General features: G+C 62.0%; 17 protein-coding genes. 5 read left to right on the top strand and 12 right to left on the bottom strand.

The window, feature by feature from the left end; all coding sequences use genetic code 11:
* Positions 1-102 precede the first annotated feature (102 nt).
* The 6 genes from pip to cysS form a co-directional block, all read right to left on the bottom strand.
* Positions 103-1,065, bottom strand: coding sequence for a prolyl aminopeptidase (gene pip / locus GR197_RS09050; RefSeq protein WP_164008648.1), 963 nt, complete (start codon positions 1,063-1,065; stop codon positions 103-105).
* Positions 1,062-1,538, bottom strand: coding sequence for a GFA family protein (locus GR197_RS09055; RefSeq protein WP_164008650.1), 477 nt, complete (start codon positions 1,536-1,538; stop codon positions 1,062-1,064). The genes pip and GR197_RS09055 overlap by 4 nt, the downstream gene beginning before the upstream one ends.
* Positions 1,535-2,023 carry a GFA family protein gene (locus GR197_RS09060; RefSeq protein ID WP_164008652.1) on the bottom strand — a complete coding sequence of 163 codons (489 nt, stop codon included), beginning with the start codon at positions 2,021-2,023 and terminating at the stop codon, positions 1,535-1,537. Before GR197_RS09060 ends, GR197_RS09055 begins: the two co-directional genes overlap by 4 nt.
* Positions 2,023-2,496 (bottom strand): GFA family protein, encoded by a 474-nt coding sequence (locus GR197_RS09065; RefSeq protein ID WP_164008654.1) that lies wholly within the window; start codon positions 2,494-2,496, stop codon positions 2,023-2,025. The genes GR197_RS09060 and GR197_RS09065 overlap by 1 nt, the downstream gene beginning before the upstream one ends.
* Complete coding sequence (locus GR197_RS09070; protein WP_164008656.1) at positions 2,493-2,861, bottom strand: endonuclease domain-containing protein; 369 nt, start codon at positions 2,859-2,861, stop codon at positions 2,493-2,495. The genes GR197_RS09065 and GR197_RS09070 overlap by 4 nt, the downstream gene beginning before the upstream one ends.
* Before the next feature lie 244 nt (positions 2,862-3,105).
* The gene (cysS, locus tag GR197_RS09075) at positions 3,106-4,497 is read right to left on the bottom strand and encodes a cysteine--tRNA ligase (RefSeq protein ID WP_164008658.1); all 1,392 of its coding nucleotides are present in this window, start codon (positions 4,495-4,497) and stop codon (positions 3,106-3,108) included.
* Positions 4,498-4,784: 287 nt separating this feature from the next.
* On the opposite strand from cysS, the gene GR197_RS09080 reads away from it, so the two are divergent.
* Entirely contained in the window at positions 4,785-5,534 is a 750-nt protein-coding gene (locus GR197_RS09080; protein WP_164008660.1) for a GH25 family lysozyme, read from the top strand.
* 2 nt (positions 5,535-5,536) lie between these two features.
* Here the strand turns inward: GR197_RS09080 and GR197_RS09085 are convergent, their stop codons facing one another.
* From GR197_RS09085 to radA, 4 genes are all read right to left on the bottom strand, one after another.
* Positions 5,537-6,277, bottom strand: a complete 741-nt coding sequence (locus tag GR197_RS09085) for an SDR family NAD(P)-dependent oxidoreductase (RefSeq protein ID WP_164008662.1) — start codon at positions 6,275-6,277, stop codon at positions 5,537-5,539.
* 77 nt (positions 6,278-6,354) lie between these two features.
* The gene (gene purF, locus GR197_RS09090; RefSeq protein ID WP_164008664.1) at positions 6,355-7,845 is read right to left on the bottom strand and encodes an amidophosphoribosyltransferase; all 1,491 of its coding nucleotides are present in this window, start codon (positions 7,843-7,845) and stop codon (positions 6,355-6,357) included.
* A gap of 150 nt (positions 7,846-7,995) precedes the next feature.
* Entirely contained in the window at positions 7,996-8,613 is a 618-nt protein-coding gene (locus tag GR197_RS09095; RefSeq protein WP_164008666.1) for a CvpA family protein, read from the bottom strand.
* Positions 8,614-8,703: 90 nt separating this feature from the next.
* Positions 8,704-10,104, bottom strand: coding sequence for a DNA repair protein RadA (gene radA / locus GR197_RS09100; protein ID WP_007626454.1), 1,401 nt, complete (start codon positions 10,102-10,104; stop codon positions 8,704-8,706).
* 165 nt (positions 10,105-10,269) lie between these two features.
* On the opposite strand from radA, the gene GR197_RS09105 reads away from it, so the two are divergent.
* A complete protein-coding gene (locus GR197_RS09105; RefSeq protein ID WP_164008668.1) occupies positions 10,270-10,905 on the top strand; it encodes a LysE family translocator in 636 nt (211 codons plus the stop codon).
* A gap of 8 nt (positions 10,906-10,913) precedes the next feature.
* Here the strand turns inward: GR197_RS09105 and alr are convergent, their stop codons facing one another.
* Positions 10,914-12,080 (bottom strand): alanine racemase, encoded by a 1,167-nt coding sequence (gene alr, locus GR197_RS09110; protein WP_164008670.1) that lies wholly within the window; start codon positions 12,078-12,080, stop codon positions 10,914-10,916.
* Between the two features lie 292 nt (positions 12,081-12,372).
* Between alr and GR197_RS09115 the strand changes: the two genes are divergently transcribed.
* The 3 genes from GR197_RS09115 (at position 12,373) to GR197_RS09125 (ending at position 14,265) form a co-directional block, all read left to right on the top strand.
* A complete protein-coding gene (locus GR197_RS09115) occupies positions 12,373-13,194 on the top strand; it encodes an AraC family transcriptional regulator (RefSeq protein ID WP_164008672.1) in 822 nt (273 codons plus the stop codon).
* 67 nt (positions 13,195-13,261) lie between these two features.
* Positions 13,262-13,966, top strand: a complete 705-nt coding sequence (locus tag GR197_RS09120; RefSeq protein WP_164008674.1) for an AzlC family ABC transporter permease — start codon at positions 13,262-13,264, stop codon at positions 13,964-13,966.
* Positions 13,963-14,265 carry an AzlD family protein gene (locus tag GR197_RS09125; protein ID WP_164008676.1) on the top strand — a complete coding sequence of 101 codons (303 nt, stop codon included), beginning with the start codon at positions 13,963-13,965 and terminating at the stop codon, positions 14,263-14,265. Before GR197_RS09120 ends, GR197_RS09125 begins: the two co-directional genes overlap by 4 nt.
* 24 nt (positions 14,266-14,289) lie before the next feature.
* On the opposite strand, the gene GR197_RS09130 is transcribed toward GR197_RS09125, so the two are convergent.
* Positions 14,290-15,786 carry a replicative DNA helicase gene (locus GR197_RS09130; protein WP_164009108.1) on the bottom strand — a complete coding sequence of 499 codons (1,497 nt, stop codon included), beginning with the start codon at positions 15,784-15,786 and terminating at the stop codon, positions 14,290-14,292.
* Positions 15,787-15,931 lie beyond the last annotated feature (145 nt).

Consider the following 15,931-nt stretch of genomic DNA (forward strand, 5'->3'; position numbering starts at 1 on the left):
TCTCCCCGTTCTGACGGGGAGAAGGGACATGACGCGCCGTATCGCAGAGCTCGTTCCCTGTCCCCGCGCGCGGGGTGAGGGGCCGCCTCAGTCCTTAAACAATCAGTCCGGCTTCCTGGCAAACTTATCCGTCGCCCGGATCAGCCGATCGAGAATTCCGGGCTCCGAATAGGCGTGGCCCGCACCCTCGATCAGGTGGAATTCCGCCTTCGGCCAGGCCTTGTGCAGCAGCCAGGCATATTTTGCCGGGCAGGGCATGTCGTAGCGGCCATGCACGATGACGCCGGGAATATCCTTCAGCCGGCCGGCATCGCGGATCAGTTGTCCCTCGTCCATCCAGCCGGCATTGACGAAGAAATGGTTCTCAATGCGGGCAAATGCATAGGCGAATTCCGGCTCCTCGAACTTGCCGCTCGTCGAAGGTTCGGGCAGCAGCGTGATGGTTTCGCCTTCCCAGATGCTCCAGGCCTGCGCGGCTGCAAGGCGCACAGGCTTGTCTTCGTGGGTCAGGCGGCGATGATAGGCATGCATCATCTCGTGGCGCTCTTCCGGCGGAATGGGAGCGATAAAGCGCTCCCACTTGTCCGGGAACATTTCCGAGACGCCGAATTGATAATACCAGTCGAGCTCGGCCTTGGTCAGCGTATAGATCCCGCGCAGGATGAGCTCGGAGACGTGCTCCGGATGCGTCTCGGCATAGGCGAGCGCCAAGGTCGAACCCCAGGAGCCGCCGAACACCTGCCAGCTGTCGACGCCGGCCATTTCGCGCAGACGCTCGATATCGGCGACGAGATGCCAGGTGGTGTTGGCGTTGAGTTCGGCATGCGGCGTCGACCTGCCGCAGCCGCGCTGGTCGAACAGCATGACGTCATAGAGGGCGGGATCGAAAAGCCGGCGATGGGCGGGCGAGAAGCCGCCACCCGGGCCGCCATGTAGGAAGACGGCGGGCTTGGCGCCAGGCGTTCCCGACCACTCCCAATAGATCACATGGCCGTCTCCGACATCGAGATGGCCTGAAGCATAGGGTTCGATCTCGGGATAGAGCGCGCGTTGGATCTCGGTCATATCTTCACGCCTTTCGCGGGCCAGACCTGGGTATCGTGATCGGGATGCTGGAAGGAGATGATCGCCTCCTGCCGCGCGTAGAAATCCTGATCCTTCAGCACCGGCGCCTCGAAGATCTCCTCGACCCAGGGCAGGCGGGCCTCGTAGTTTACCTGGACCAGCGGTGCGAGATCGCTGCGGTCGTCGAACGTGCCGATCGCGAGCTCCAGCCCACCCGGATGACGATAGGTCATCGGCGTGCCGCAATTGCTGCAGAAGCCGCGGTCGATATTAACCGAGGACTGGAAGTAGCTCGGCTCGCCGCGCGTCCATTCCATCCCCTCCTCAGGCGCAGTGACCAGCGCCGAGAAGAAACCGCCGAACTGCTTCTGGCACATGCGGCAATGGCAGATCGAGGGTCGCCCTAGCCTGCCTGAAATGCGGAAGCGCACGGCGCCGCATTGGCATCCGCCTGTTTTGATCGTGTCCGTCATGAGGTTTCTCCGAGGGGCCAGCTTTTCGTGTCGTGATCGGGGTGCTGATGGTTGCTTGCCGCAATCGCGTCCTCGCGGTCGGGCGTTTCAGCCTGTGGTTCCAGCGGCAATCCGGGGAGCGCATGAAACCAGGATATTTTGCGGTCGGTATTGGATTGCATCACCGGCCTAACCGCCTCGGGATTATCCAGCGAGCCGAGCATGATGTTGATGAAATCCGTCCCTGGAATGTCGTAGAACAGCGGCGTGCCGCAATCGCCGCAGAAGCCGCGCCGCACCAGATCCGAGGATTGAAACCATTTCGGCGCGCCGCGCGTCAGCTCGAAATATTGACGCTTCGCCGCTGCAAGCGGCATGAAATAATTGCCGGCCGCCTTCTGGCACATGCGGCAATGGCAAAGGTGGGGATAACCGAGTTCGCCTTCAGCGCGGTAACGCACCGCCCCGCACTGGCACCCGCCGCTTCTGTCTGCGTCCGCTGTCATCAGGACTCCTTGGGCGGCCATGCCAGCGTCTCATGATCGGGATGCTGGAAGGAGACGAGTTCGAGCACGAAAGGGGCGGCCTGCGCATCCTCCTCCGTCCGGTGCCCCGGCAATTCGTGCAGATGATCGACGAAGTCGATCTTGCCCTCGGTGCCGAATTGCACCACCGGCGGAAGCGCCGAAGGATCATCGAAGGCGCCTGCGGCAATCGCAAGCCCGTCAGGCGCCTCGTAGGAGAGCGGCGTGCCGCAATCGCCGCAGAAGCCGCGTTCGACGAAATTGGAAGAGCGGAATTTCTTGCGCTCTCCTCGCGTCCACGCAAAATCGGCGCCGCGCACCGACACCAGCGGCGCATAATAGGCGCCGAACGCCTTCTGGCACATGCGGCAATGACAGATCGACGAATCCTTGAGCTCGCCGCTGACGCGAAAGCGCACCGCACCGCATTGGCAGCCGCCGGTATAGATGGTCATGGCAGGTCCTTTCCGATGGTGCGGATGATGTGGGTGCACACGTTATCGATATCCCGGAGGATATCGTCGTTCCAAAAGCGCAGAACCGTCCAGCCATACGTTTGGAGACGTCGAGCCCGGATATCATCATAGGAGGCGTTCGAGGCGAGGGCGTGCTGCGAACCGTCTATCTCGACGATAAGGCGATGGGTGGGGCACGCGAAATCAACGATATAACCGGCGATCGGCATTTGTCGGCGGAAGCTCAGGCCCATCAGGCGATGGGCGCGAAGCGCGTTCCAAAGTTTCAATTCCGCATCGGTCAGAGCTTTGCGCATGCGCCGGGCGTTCGCCCGCCGTTGGGGCGGAATTGGTGCATGCGGCATGGCTTGCCTCTCGCTAGAAAGTGACGGGGCGGCGGCACCCCCCTCTGCCCTGCCGGGCATCTCCCCCACAAGGGGGGAGATCGGATAGGAGCGGCCGCTCACCCTGACCAAACGCCTCAGATGGCCGAAGCCACTTGGCGGGCCGTCTAGATCTCGGGAAGCCGGCGCGTCTTGCCGATCTCCCCCCTTGTGGGGGAGATGCCCGGCAGGGCAGAGGGGGGTATCTCTTGCCACCCAACCCATCCTATCGCTTGACCTCCCATGTCGTCACCCGCTCGCCGCTCGCCGTATCCTTGCCGTCCTTCAGCTGGATGCCCTTCGCGGTCAGCTCGTCGCGGATCTTGTCGGCCTCGGCGAAGTTCTTTGCCTTCAGCATTTCCAAACGCATGGCGACCAGCGCATCGACTGCCGCTGCGACGGCCGCGTCGATTTCAGCCTTCTTTGGCAGTAGGCCGAGGAGAGCAGCCGTTGCCGCGAAGACGGCGCCGGCGGCGACATCGGTGTGGGCAGCTTGCGCCAGTGCATGCAATGCCTGCACCGCCGCCACCGTGTTGAGGTCGTCGGCCAGCGCATTGAGCACGGTTTCGTCGGGTGCGGCATCGCCGGCTTCGGTCGCCGGCCATTTGGCCAGCAACCGTTCGGCTTCCTCAAGCCGCTTGATCGAAAAGTCGATCGGCTCGCGGTAATGCGTCATCAGCATGGCAAGGCGCAGCACCAGGCCCGGCCATTTGCGGCCGCCGAAGGTTTCCGTGTGCAGCAATTCGTGGATGGTGACGAAATTGCCTTCGGATTTCGACATCTTGCGGCCTTCGACCTGCAGGAAGCCGTTATGCATCCAGACATTCGCCATCACCTCGGTACCGTGGGCGCAGCGCGACTGGGCGATCTCGTTTTCATGATGCGGGAAGATCAGATCCAGCCCGCCGCCATGAATGTCGAAGACATCGCCGAGATAACGCCGGCTCATCGCCGAGCATTCGATATGCCAGCCCGGCCGGCCGCGGCCCCATGGGCTCTCCCAGCCGGGTTCGTTGTGGCTCGACAGCTTCCAGAGCACGAAATCGCCCGGGTTCTTCTTGTGCGCGTCGACGGCGATGCGGGCGCCGGCCTGCTGCTCGTCGAGCGGGCGCTTCGAAAGCTGGCCGTAATCCACCATGGACTTGGTGTCGAAGAGCACTTCGCCTGCTGCGACATAGGCATGGCCATTGCCGATCAGCTTCTCGATGATCTCGGTCATCTCAGTAATATTGTCGGTCGCCCTCGGCTCGAAGTTCGGCTCCAGGCAGCCGAGTTCGGCGACGTCGGCGTGAAATTGCGTCTCGGTCTTTTCGGTGACCGCGCGGATCGCTTCGTTGAGTGGCAGGCCGGGATGATCTCTCAGCGCCCGCGCATTGATCTTGTCGTCGACGTCGGTGATGTTGCGGGCATAGGTGACGTGGTCTTCGCCATAGACATGCCGCAGCAGCCGGAACAGCACGTCGAAGACGATGACCGGGCGGGCATTGCCGATATGGGCGAAATCATAGACGGTCGGGCCGCAGACATACATGCGGACATTGTCGGGATCGATCGGCGAAAGAACCGATTCTTCCCGCGTCAGCGTGTTGTACAGCTTCAGTTCCGGCATGCCGCCCATTCCACTCTCCCATAAGCACAATCAGAAAAATATCGCGACCGGCGGGCCGGGGCGTTTCGCATCTTGACTATTTGGGAGACGAAAACGGCCGGGCCAGCGCTTGCGCTAGCGAATAATCTTTCCGCAGATAATGCAGATAACCGTTTTCATGCCGCGTTTTATGGCGTGGGAATGACGTTTGGTCAAGAGGGGCGAGGAACGATCTCCGCGGCACGGCTCATCCGCCATTTTCGCGGCACAAATCGTTTCTAGACAGGTGCGAATCGACTGAAAATAAGGGGAAATGTGTGAGAAGCTTGGGTCGAGGGACGATTGCAGCGACTGCAATTCTGGCAGTCGCATTGGCTGCATATTTCGCATACGATTTCGGCATGCTTCGCTTCAACAATCCATCCTTGAGCCGCTATCCGATACAGGGCATCGATGTCAGCCATCACCAGGGTGACATTGATTGGAAGATGGTGGCCGCGCAGCCCAAAGTCCGTTTCGCGATCATGAAGGCGACCGAAGGCGGAGATCACAAGGATTCGAGGTTCGCCGACAACTGGCAGCGCGCCGGCGATGCAGGACTGGTCAGGGGCGCTTATCATTTCTTCACCTTCTGCCGCCCAGGCAAGGATCAGGCGCAGAACGTGTTGGCGACCGTGCCGAAACAGCCAGGAATACTGCCGATCGCCGTCGATCTGGAATTCGTCGGCAATTGCAGCAAGGTTCCGACGCTTGAGGAAATGGCGACTGAGGTGAACGCCTTCTTCACCGAGCTGAAGGGCACCTTTCCGGAAAAGCCGATTTTCTACGTCACGCCGGAGTTCTTCGATCGCTATCTGAAAGGCAATGAATCACGCTTCCCCGACCATTACCTATGGCTGCGAAGCGTATTCAAAGAACCGACGCAGGAAGACTGCGGTGGTTGGTCGATCTGGCAATTTGCCGACAACGGCAATGTCGACGGCATTCAGGGAGCGGTGGACCTCAATGCGCTCTGCCCTGCGGAAACGGGCTTGACACATCTGTTCCCAGCCGTTGCTGTGAAATGACGCTATTCCGGCAGGCGGTAGTCGACGAGCTTGTTTTCCCGCACGATGAACAGTTTGCCCGTCTCGGTCACGCCAGGTCCCGTCAATGGCAGGATCGCCTTGGCGACCTCGGAAGGATGCGGCAGCGTCTGCGGATCTTCGCCGGGCACCGCCTGGGCGCGCATCGCCGTGCGGGTCGCGCCGGGATCGACGCTGGTGATGCGCAAGGGCGTCGATTGGCTTTCGCCGGCCCAGGTCCGGGCCAGCGCCTCGACGGCGGCCTTGGAAGCGGAATAGGCGCTCCAGAAGGGCCGGCATTTATGGGCGGCACCTGATGACAGGATGACGGCGCGGCCGGCATCTGAGCGGGCGAGCAGCGGGTCGACCGAGCGGATCAGCCGCCATGTCGCGGTGACGTTGATGGTCATCACCTTTTCGAACACCTTCGCCTCGATATGGCCGATCGGTGAAATGACGCCGAGCACGCCGGCATTGGCGACGAGGATATCGAGTTTGCCCCAGCGCTCGTAGATAGAGCCGCCGAGCGCGTCGATCGCATTCATGTCGGCCAGGTCGAAGGGGACGAGCGTCGTCGTGCCGCCGACCGCGTTGATCGCATCGTCGAGATCCTCGAGCCCGCCGACCGTGCGGGCGCAGGCGATCACATGGGCGCCGGCTTTGGCAAGCTCCAGCGCCGTGAAATAGCCAATACCGCGCGACGCACCGGTGACGAGTGCGATCTTGCCCTCAAGATTGATGTTCATCTGCTCCGGTTCCGGATTTGCTTGCGAAGGCGAGGGGCGCAAGAGCCCCTCGGAAGGGAAGGCAAAGCAGCGGCGGCTCAGCCGTTGCTGGCAAGCATCGAAAGCTTGTTGCCCATCGACTCGCCGTTCTTGTCGAGCAGGCGGGTCGGATAGTCACCGGTGAAGTAGTGGTCGGTGAACTGTGGCCGGGCCGGATTGCGGTCCTCGCCGCCGACGGCGCGGTAAAGCCCGTTGATCGACAGGAAGGCAAGCGAATCCGCGCCGATATATTTGGCCATGGCGTCGACATCGGCATACTGGTTCGCCAGGAGCTTTTCGGCATCGGGCGTGTCGATGCCGTAAAAGTCAGGGAAGAAGATCATCGGGCTGGCGACGCGGAGATGAACTTCGCGCGCGCCGGCTTCACGGATCATCTGGACGATCTTCAGAGACGTCGTGCCGCGTACGATGGAATCATCGACCAGCACCACACGCTTGCCTTCGATCATCGCCCGGTTGGCCGAATGTTTCAGCTTCACCCCGAAGGCGCGGATCTGCTGCGTCGGTTCGATGAAGGTGCGGCCGACATAGTGGTTGCGGATAATGCCGTATTCGAAGGGAATGCCGCTTTCCTGAGCGAAGCCGAGAGCCGCCGGCGTGCCGCCGTCCGGCACCGGCACGACAACGTCGGCCTCGACGGGCGATTCCTTGGCGAGGTTCATGCCCATATTCTTGCGCGTCGTATAGACGTTGCGGCCGCCAACGACCGAATCCGGTCGGGCGAAATAGACATATTCGAACAGGCAGAGGCGTTCCGGCTGCGGCTTGCCGGGCTTGCGGGCATCGATGCTGATCGAGCCGTCGGGCTGGATTTCGCAGATGACGACCTCGCCGTTTTCGACATCGCGGATGAACTTGGCGCCGATAATGTCGAGCGCGCAGGTTTCCGAGCAGAAGATCGGCTTGCCGTCGAGTTCGCCCATGACAAGCGGGCGGATGCCGGTGGGATCACGCGCGGCAATCAGCTTGGTGCGCGTCATGGCGAGCATCGAATAGCCGCCTTCCATTTGGCGGATCGCGTCGATGAAGCGGTCGGATGTGGAAGCATGGCGCGAGCGGGCGATGAGATGGAGGACGACTTCGGTATCGGACGTCGACTGACAGATGGCGCCGGTCGCGATGATCTGGCGGCGCAGCGTCAGGCCGTTGGTGAAATTGCCGTTATGGGCAATGGCGATACCGCCTTCTTCCAACTCGGCAAACAGCGGCTGCACGTTGCGCATGGCGACTTCACCTGTCGTCGAGTAGCGCGTATGACCGATCGATATGCTGCCGGGCAGGCGGGCGAGCGTCATCGGATTGGTATAGTGGTCGCCGACCAGACCCATATGGCGCTCCTGGTAGAAGCGCTTGCCGTCGAAGGAGACGATGCCGGCTGCTTCCTGTCCGCGATGCTGAAGCGCATGCAGACCAAGCGCCGTCAGTGCCGCGGCATCGGGATGTCCCAGAATTCCGAAAACCCCGCATTCCTCATGCAGCGTATCTCCGTCGAGCGGATCGTCGGTGGGCAAGGAATGGGACTGGTTCATTTCTGCGGGCCTCTGCTCTCACAAGAATGGATCGGCATTTCCAGAAATAACTGAAGCCCGGCTGAGCTGGAATGCCCGGCCGGACCCCTTATTTGACATCCCGCTCAAATGGCAATTGCCGGAGGGCGGGTCAAGCTCTTGAACACTGTGTCAATTGGCCGGCTGTTGTGCAGGCGCGGTCGGTGCGTCTTCTGCCGGCGCCTGGTCGCCCGTCGGCGGATTGGTGCCTTCTGCGCCCTGTGCCGGCGGCTGAAGCTTATCACGGATGCTCGCTGGTATCATCTGGGCAAATTGCTCCGGCAGAACCGATTTCAGCTTCACGACCATCGAATCCAGGAAGGGTTTCGATTTTGCTTGGTTGACCCAGGCCGGCCGGTGGTCGACATCGACCAGCCAGTTCCAGAAGGCGACGGCGACGACCAGCAGCAGCACGCCGCGCGCTGCCCCGAACAGGAAGCCGAGCGTGCGGTCGAGCGCGCCGACGCGGCTGTCGATGATGAAATCGGCAATCTTCATCGTGATGAAGGAGATGACGATGAGCGCGATCAGGAAGACGACCGCTGCCGAACCGACGATCGCGATGCGGTCGTCATCGGTGTATTTCTTCGCGTAGGGCAACAGGTACGGATAGAGGTAATAGGCCGCCGCCGCCGATCCGCCCCAGCTCGCGATCGAGAGGATCTCGCGCGAAAAGCCGCGGACCATCGCCAGCACGGCGGAGAAGAGCACGACGCCGATGACAATACCGTCGAAAATCGTAATGGGCATGTAAATTCAACTCCAGGACTGCCGCTTGGCGGCCGTGTCGTGCCTTATCGTGTGCCTCCTATATCACTACCAATCTTGGCAATGAAAGGATCAAACCTCGTCTTCCACACGCAGCGCTCCCTTCGAGCCGGCGATGCGCGCCACCAGATCCGGCAGGCTTTCGACCTCGCTCCATCGCCCGCCGGAGCCCTTCGGCAGTTCAGCGGACGCGGACGGAAGCAAAGCTGCGGAAAAGCCCAGCTTCTCGGCTTCCTTGAGGCGCTGGGCGGTGTGCGCAACCGGCCGGATGGCGCCCGACAGGCTGACTTCGCCGAAATAGACGCAATCGGCGGGAAGGGCAATACCGGCAAGCGAGGAAACCAGCGCCGAGGCGACGGCGAGATCGGCCGCCGGTTCGGTGATGCGGTAACCGCCGGCGACATTGAGGTAGACGTCATGCTGGCCGAGCCTGACGCCGCAATGGGCTTCCAGCACGGCGAGGATCATCGACAGCCGGGCCGAATCCCAGCCGACCACGGCGCGCCTTGGCGTGCCGAGCGAGGTCGGTGCCACCAGCGCCTGCACCTCGACCAGCACCGGACGCGTGCCCTCCATGCCGGCAAAGACGGCGGCACCCGGCGATTTCTCGTTGCGTTCGCCGAGAAACAGCTCCGAGGGGTTGGCAACCTCGCGCAGGCCCTTGTCGGACATTTCGAAGACGCCGATCTCGTCGGTCGGGCCGAAGCGGTTCTTGACCGTGCGCAGGATGCGGTAGTGATGGCCGCGATCGCCCTCGAAATAGAGCACCGCGTCGACCATGTGCTCGACGACGCGCGGGCCGGCGATCTGTCCGTCCTTGGTGACATGCCCGACCAGCACCATGGCGGCCCCGGTCTGCTTGGCGAAACGGATCATCGCCTGCACGCCGGTGCGCACCTGCGTCACCGTTCCCGGCGCGGATTCGGCAAGTTCGCTCCACAGCGTCTGGATGGAATCGATAATGACGAGGTCCGGCCGCTTGCCCTCGGCAAGTGTCGCCAGAATATCCTCGACATTGGTTTCGGCCGCCAGCATCACGTCGGTATCGGCCGCCGCAAGGCGCTGTGCCCGCAGCCGGACCTGCGCCACGGCTTCTTCGCCGGAGACGTAGATGATCTTGTGGCCGCGCCGCGCAAGGGCGGCGGCCGCCTGCATCAGCAGCGTCGATTTGCCGATACCGGGATCGCCGCCGATCAGCACCGCCGACCCGCGCACGAAGCCGCCGCCAAGCGCCCGGTCGAGTTCCGACATGGCGGTATGGATGCGCGGCGCCTCCTCGATTTCACCGGACAGCGCCGTCAGCGCCACCGGCCGGCCCTTCTTCGGCGTCTTGCCGGGGCCGGAGCCGATCCCGCCCATCGGGTCCTCTTCGACGATGGTGTTCCACTCGCCGCAATTCTCGCATTTGCCCGCCCAGCGGTTGTGGATCGTGCCGCAACTCTGGCAGATGAATTGTGTCCTGGCCTTCGCCATCAATCACTCTTTCAGTCCGGGTTCCCGAGTGAAGCAGACGCGCCGCTTCATCGAATCATTGTCGTGCTTGAGATAATGGCTATCGCGACGGATCAAAACTAATGATTTTCCCATCAGTGCCTCCCGTGCCTATGCTTTGCCTCTGCTCATTCTGAACGGTGTAAGATGTTCGATTATTCGCTTGCGCACTGGTTTGCATTTCTCTCGGCGGCGGTCCTGCTCAACCTGTCACCCGGCCCCGACATCGCCTTCATCCTCGGCCACACGATGAAAAGCGGAAAACGCGCCGGTTTTTCCGCGCTGTTCGGCGTCTGGTCCGGCGCCTGCCTGCATGTTCTGATGGCAGCGCTCGGCCTTTCCGCCGTGCTCGCCGCTTCTTCAGTCGCCTTCTCCGCGGTCAAATGGATCGGCGCCGCCTATCTCGTCTGGCTGGGCATCCAGGCTTTGCGCGCCGGCGGCGGCGACGGCCTGATAAAGACTGCCGGCGAAAAAATGCCGGCAGCAAGGATCTACCGGCAGGGAATTCTGGTTTCACTGCTCAATCCGAAAGTGGCGATTTTCTTCTTGGCCTTCCTGCCGCAATTCGTCGTCGAAGGGGCAGGGCCGGCATGGGCCCAGCTTATGCTGCATGGCGGGCTGATCATCGCAGTCGCCGCCTTCATCGAGCCGCCGCTCGTCCTTCTCGGCGGGCGCCTTGCCGATGCGCTCAGGCATAATCAAAAAATCGGGTTATGGCTCGATCGCGGCCTCGGTGCGCTTTTCCTGGCGCTTGGCGTCCGCCTTGCGCTCAGCAGTCGCTGACGGGTAGGTTATTCCTCGTCGGCGACATAGCGCCGCTCGTGGCGGAGCCCCATGCTGGTCAGGATCTCGTATCCGATCGTGCCCGCCGCCCGCGCCACATCGTCCAGGGCCATGTTCTTTCCGAACAGCTCGACATAATCCCCGGCGCGCACCGCGTTGTCGGGGAGGTCGGTGATATCGAAGATCGTCAGGTCCATGGTGATCCTGCCGGCGACCGGCACCTTATGCCCGGCGATGAAGCCTTGCCCACCCTGCGGTACGGTTTGGCGCAGCGGCACGCCGCCGCTCGACAGGCCGCGCATGTAACCGTCGGCGTAACCGGCCGAAGCGATCGCCAGCCGGCTTTTGCGGCCAAGCTGCAGCGCCCGCCCGTAGCTGACGGTCTCGCCGGCCTCGACGCTGCGCACCTGGATGATGCGGGCTTCCGCGGTTGCCACCGGCCGCATCGGATTGGCTAGGCCGCAGACCGCCTCACCGCCATAAAGCGCGATGCCGGGTCGGGTCAGGTCGAAGTGATAATCCTCGCCGAGGAAAATGCCGGCCGAGGCGGCAAGGCTTGAATCGATGCCTTCATAGGCGGCGCTAACCCTGCGGAATGATTCGAGTTGCTGCCGGTTCATCGCATGGCTGGGCTCATCGCCGCAGGCGAGATGGCTCATGACCAGCACCGGCGCGAAGCTCGCCGGCCGCGAGACGTCGTCGGCAAGCGCGATCGCATCGTCCATATGCAGCCCGAGCCGATTGAAGCCGGTATCGACATGCAGCGCACAGGGGTAGTCACCGTAATCGGCAAGCACCGCCATCCAGAAGGCGAGCTGCTCGTCGGAGGAGATCACCGGAACCAGATCGTTTTCGAAGAAGCGCCGCTCGGTGCCCGGCCATATGCCAGAGAGCACGAAGATGCGCGCCTCGGGCGCATAGAGGCGAAGCGTCACACCCTCGTCGACAGTCGCGACGAAGAAGTCGCGGGCGCCTGCCATATAGAGCGCTTCGCCGGCATCCTCGATGCCCATGCCATAGGCATCCGCCTTGACAACCGCCGAGGCACGCGCCGCGCCGGAGCGGCGCGCCATGTCGCGCCAGTTCTCTGTGAGCGCTGTCAGATCGACGGTCAGCCGCAGGCCTGCGGAAGCGAAAACATCGTCATCTTCGAAGGGGATGGGAAAATCTGTCATGAATCGCCGTGAAGTAATGGAAGGAAATCGCCTGAGCCAGTCTAAAGCATGTCGCGCAAAAGTGTGCAGCGGTTTTGCGATAACGACATGTGTAAAACAAAGAGCTAAAGCGCAAGGAGCGAATCTGAAAGATCGCGACGCGCTTTAGAGAGCATTATGGCCAAGGGAAAGCGCGGGTGGTCACATACCACCCTTTGCCTGTCGTAGGATCACTTTTGTTCAAGACGCGTGCAGGCTTCCGCGATAATCTTTGTGGATGCAGAACGTATCGCAAAAAGAGGCGGCGGCGGCCATGCCGCTTGCGAACGTGGAATCGGCCCGTTTCTGGCGGGATGGCCGCTTCCGCGACATGGAGTGTTTGAGCGCCACCTTCCTGACGCACGAATATGCGCCGCATGCGCATGACACGTTCAGCATCGGCGCGATAGAAAGCGGCAGCCAGATCGCCACTCTGAGCGGCAGGCGGGAGGAAACCGGCCCGGGCGACCTTTATCTCATCGATCCCGGTGTGATCCATGACGGCGCTCCGGGCGGCGAAGGCTACCGCTACCGGATGATTTATCCCGATATGAAGCTGTTCGTCGATATTCTGGAGGATGTCACCGGCAAGGCCTTCCATGCGACACCCTCTTTCTCCGGCGGGCTTCCACGCGATCCACAGCTCGCCAGTGCCTTTCACGCCGCCCATCGAACGCTTGAGAGCGGGGCAGGCGCGCTGGAATCGGATGAAGGAATGTTTTCGGTGCTCGCAGCGATCTTTGCCCGTCACGGCAGCGCAATCATCGTTCCCGTCGATACGCAGGAACGAAGCGCGGTGGCCCGCGCCCGCGAATACCTCATCGAGAACTTCGACAGCGATGTCGGCCTCGAGGAACTGGCCGGAGTGGCGGGTTTGAGCCGCGCTCACCTCATCCGCGCCTTCCGCAAGGAGTATCACATCACCCCGCACGCTTTTCTGACGGATCGGCGCGTGCAGGTGGCTCGGCGGCTGCTGCGGCAGGGGCGCATGCCGGCCGATATTGCGCTCGAATGCGGTTTTGCCGATCAGGCGCATTTCACCCGGCACTTCAAGGCACGCACGGGCGTAACGCCCGGCCAATTCCGCATCGGCTGATCACTTTCGTTCAATACAGCCATGGCGGGCTCGGCTAATCCTCCGCGATCTTGATCGGGAGATTGCCATGTTGCAGCACAGCCGGCCCTCCGGCGAATTTCTTGCCGGAATGCGCGCCATTTTTCCGCTTGTTGTCGCCGTATTGCCGATCGGCCTGGTGTTCGGCGCGGTCGCGGCCACCAAGGGGCTTTCCCCGTTGGAAACGACGCTGATGAGCGCACTTGTCTTTGCGGGCGGTTCGCAATTCGTGGCCATGGACATCTGGACCCATCCGGCAAGCTGGATCGGCGTCGGCTTTGCAGCCCTGCTGGTCAATATCCGCCACGTGCTGATGAGCGCGTCGATCGGCGCGAAGATGCAGTCCTTCTCCGGCGTCAAACGGTATATCGCCATGCTGTTCCTCGCCGATGAACTGTGGGCCATGGCGGAATTCCGCGCGGGCAGCACACGGCTGACCCCGGCCTGGTATGCCGGCATCGTCACGCCCTTCTATCTCACCTGGGTCGGCTCTTCGCTGACAGGCGCACTGCTCGGCGCCTTTTTCGGCAATCCAGCGGTCATCGGCCTCGACTTCGCTTTTCCGGCTGTCTTCATCGTGCTCGTCATGGGTTTCTGGAAGGGGCGGGAAACTGGCGCCGTCCTTGCTGCAAGTGGTGCCGCATCCGTTGCGGTCCACCACTTCGTGCCGGGGGTCTGGTATATCGCCGCCGGCGCTCTGGCCGGGCTGGCAACGGCCCTATGGCAGGGCAGACTACGGGAGCAGGCGGCATGACGCTCGACCTCAACATCATCATCGTCATCCTCGCGATGGCAGCCGCAACGGTGTTCACCCGCGTCAGCGGCCTCGTGCTGATCCGTCATGTCGAGATGAATGAGCGGCGGAGAGCGGCGATCGAGGCCATTCCGCCGGCCGTGCTGATGGCGGTCATTGCACCGACCGCCTTTACGGCGGGCTGGGCAGAGACCTTGGCCTGCGCGGCAACGGCAATTGCCGCGCGCCGTCTGCCAATGCTTGTGAGCGTGGTGATTGGCGTCGCAACGGTTGCCCTGTTGCGGGCCTTCGGGCTTTGAACGAAATTGACGCGGAAGATCGCGTCAATGTTCCTCGTACTGTACGAACGAAGGATCGGCGAGATCGGCGAAGCGGGTGAATTCGGCCTGGAAGGCGAGTCTTACCGTGCCCGTCGGCCCGTGGCGCTGTTTAGCGATGATGACGTCGGCCGTACCCTTCACCTCATTGAATTTCGCTTCCCATTCCGGATATTTGGGATCGTTAAAATCGCGCGGTTCCGAATTTTTGACGTAGTATTCCTCGCGGAACACGAAGAGCACGACGTCGGCGTCCTGCTCGATCGAGCCGGATTCGCGAAGGTCGGAGAGCTGCGGCCGCTTGTCGTCGCGGCTCTCGACCTGACGCGAGAGCTGCGACAAAGCGATGATCGGAACGTTGAGTTCCTTGCCGAGCGCCTTCAGGCCGGTGGTGATCTGGGTGATTTCCTGCACACGGTTGTCGCTGGATTTGCCCGAGCCGGTCATCAGCTGGATGTAGTCGACCACCAGCACGTCGAGGCCACGCTGGCGCTTGAGACGGCGCGCACGCGCCGAAAGCTGGGCGATCGAGATGCCACCGGTCTGGTCGATAAAGAGCGGCACCTTCTGCATCATCATCGAGCAGGCGACGAGCTTTTCGAAATCGGCATCGTTGATGTCGCCGCGGCGGATCTTCGAGGAGGAGACTTCCGTCTGCTCGGAGATGATACGGGTGGCAAGCTGTTCCGACGACATTTCGAGCGAATAGAAGCCGACGACACCACCATTCTTTGCCTTTGTAGACCCGTCCGCCTGGACTTCGCCTTCGTAGGCGGCGGCGATATTGTAGGCGATGTTGGTGGCAAGCGAGGTCTTGCCCATGCCGGGGCGTCCGGCAAGCACGATCAAGTCCGAACGCTGCAACCCGCCCATCTTGGAATCCAGCGAATGGATGCCGGTGGAGATGCCGGAAAGCCCGCCGTCGCGCTCCTTGGCGACGGCCGCCATGTCGATGGCCAGCGCAACCGCATCGTTGAAGGCCTGGAAGCCGCCGTCGTAGCGGCCGTTTTCCGCCAGTTCGAAGAGGCGGCGTTCTGTATCCTCGATCTGCGACTGCGGCGGCATGTCGAGCGGCGCGTCATAGGCGATGTTGACGACATCCTCACCGATGGTGATCAGCGCCCGGCGCAACGCCAGATCATAGATCGCCCGGCCGTAATCCTCGGCATTGATGACGGTGACGGCATTGCTGACGAGGCTCGCCAGATATTGCGAAACCGTCATGTCGCCGACCTTTTCGTCGGCCTTCAGGAAGGTCTTGATCGTCACCGGATTGGCGATCTTGCCCATGCGGATGATATCGCCGGCAACCTCGAAGATCTTCCGGTGCAGCGGTTCATAGAGATGAATCGGCTTCAGGAAGTCCGACACCCGGTAATAGGCGTCGTTGTTCATCAGGATAGCACCCAGAAGCGCCTGCTCGGCTTCGATATTGTTGGGTGCTTCGCGATAATGCTGCTCCGAGGGAGCAACGGCTGCAATCTTTCGAGCGGCGTCGTTCATCATCATCCGTTCTGTCTTTTTCCAGTTCCGGATTTGCAATTCCGGACGCGAAAATCAAGAGGCTGCGAAGGGAGCGAGGGCTCGCTTCGCTTAAATCCTGAACGCTGTGCACGTTGTTCGACTTCTCCACAGTCCTGGGCGACGC

Source organism: Rhizobium phaseoli (assembly GCF_010668805.1).
Taxonomy (GTDB): domain Bacteria; phylum Pseudomonadota; class Alphaproteobacteria; order Rhizobiales; family Rhizobiaceae; genus Rhizobium; species Rhizobium phaseoli_A.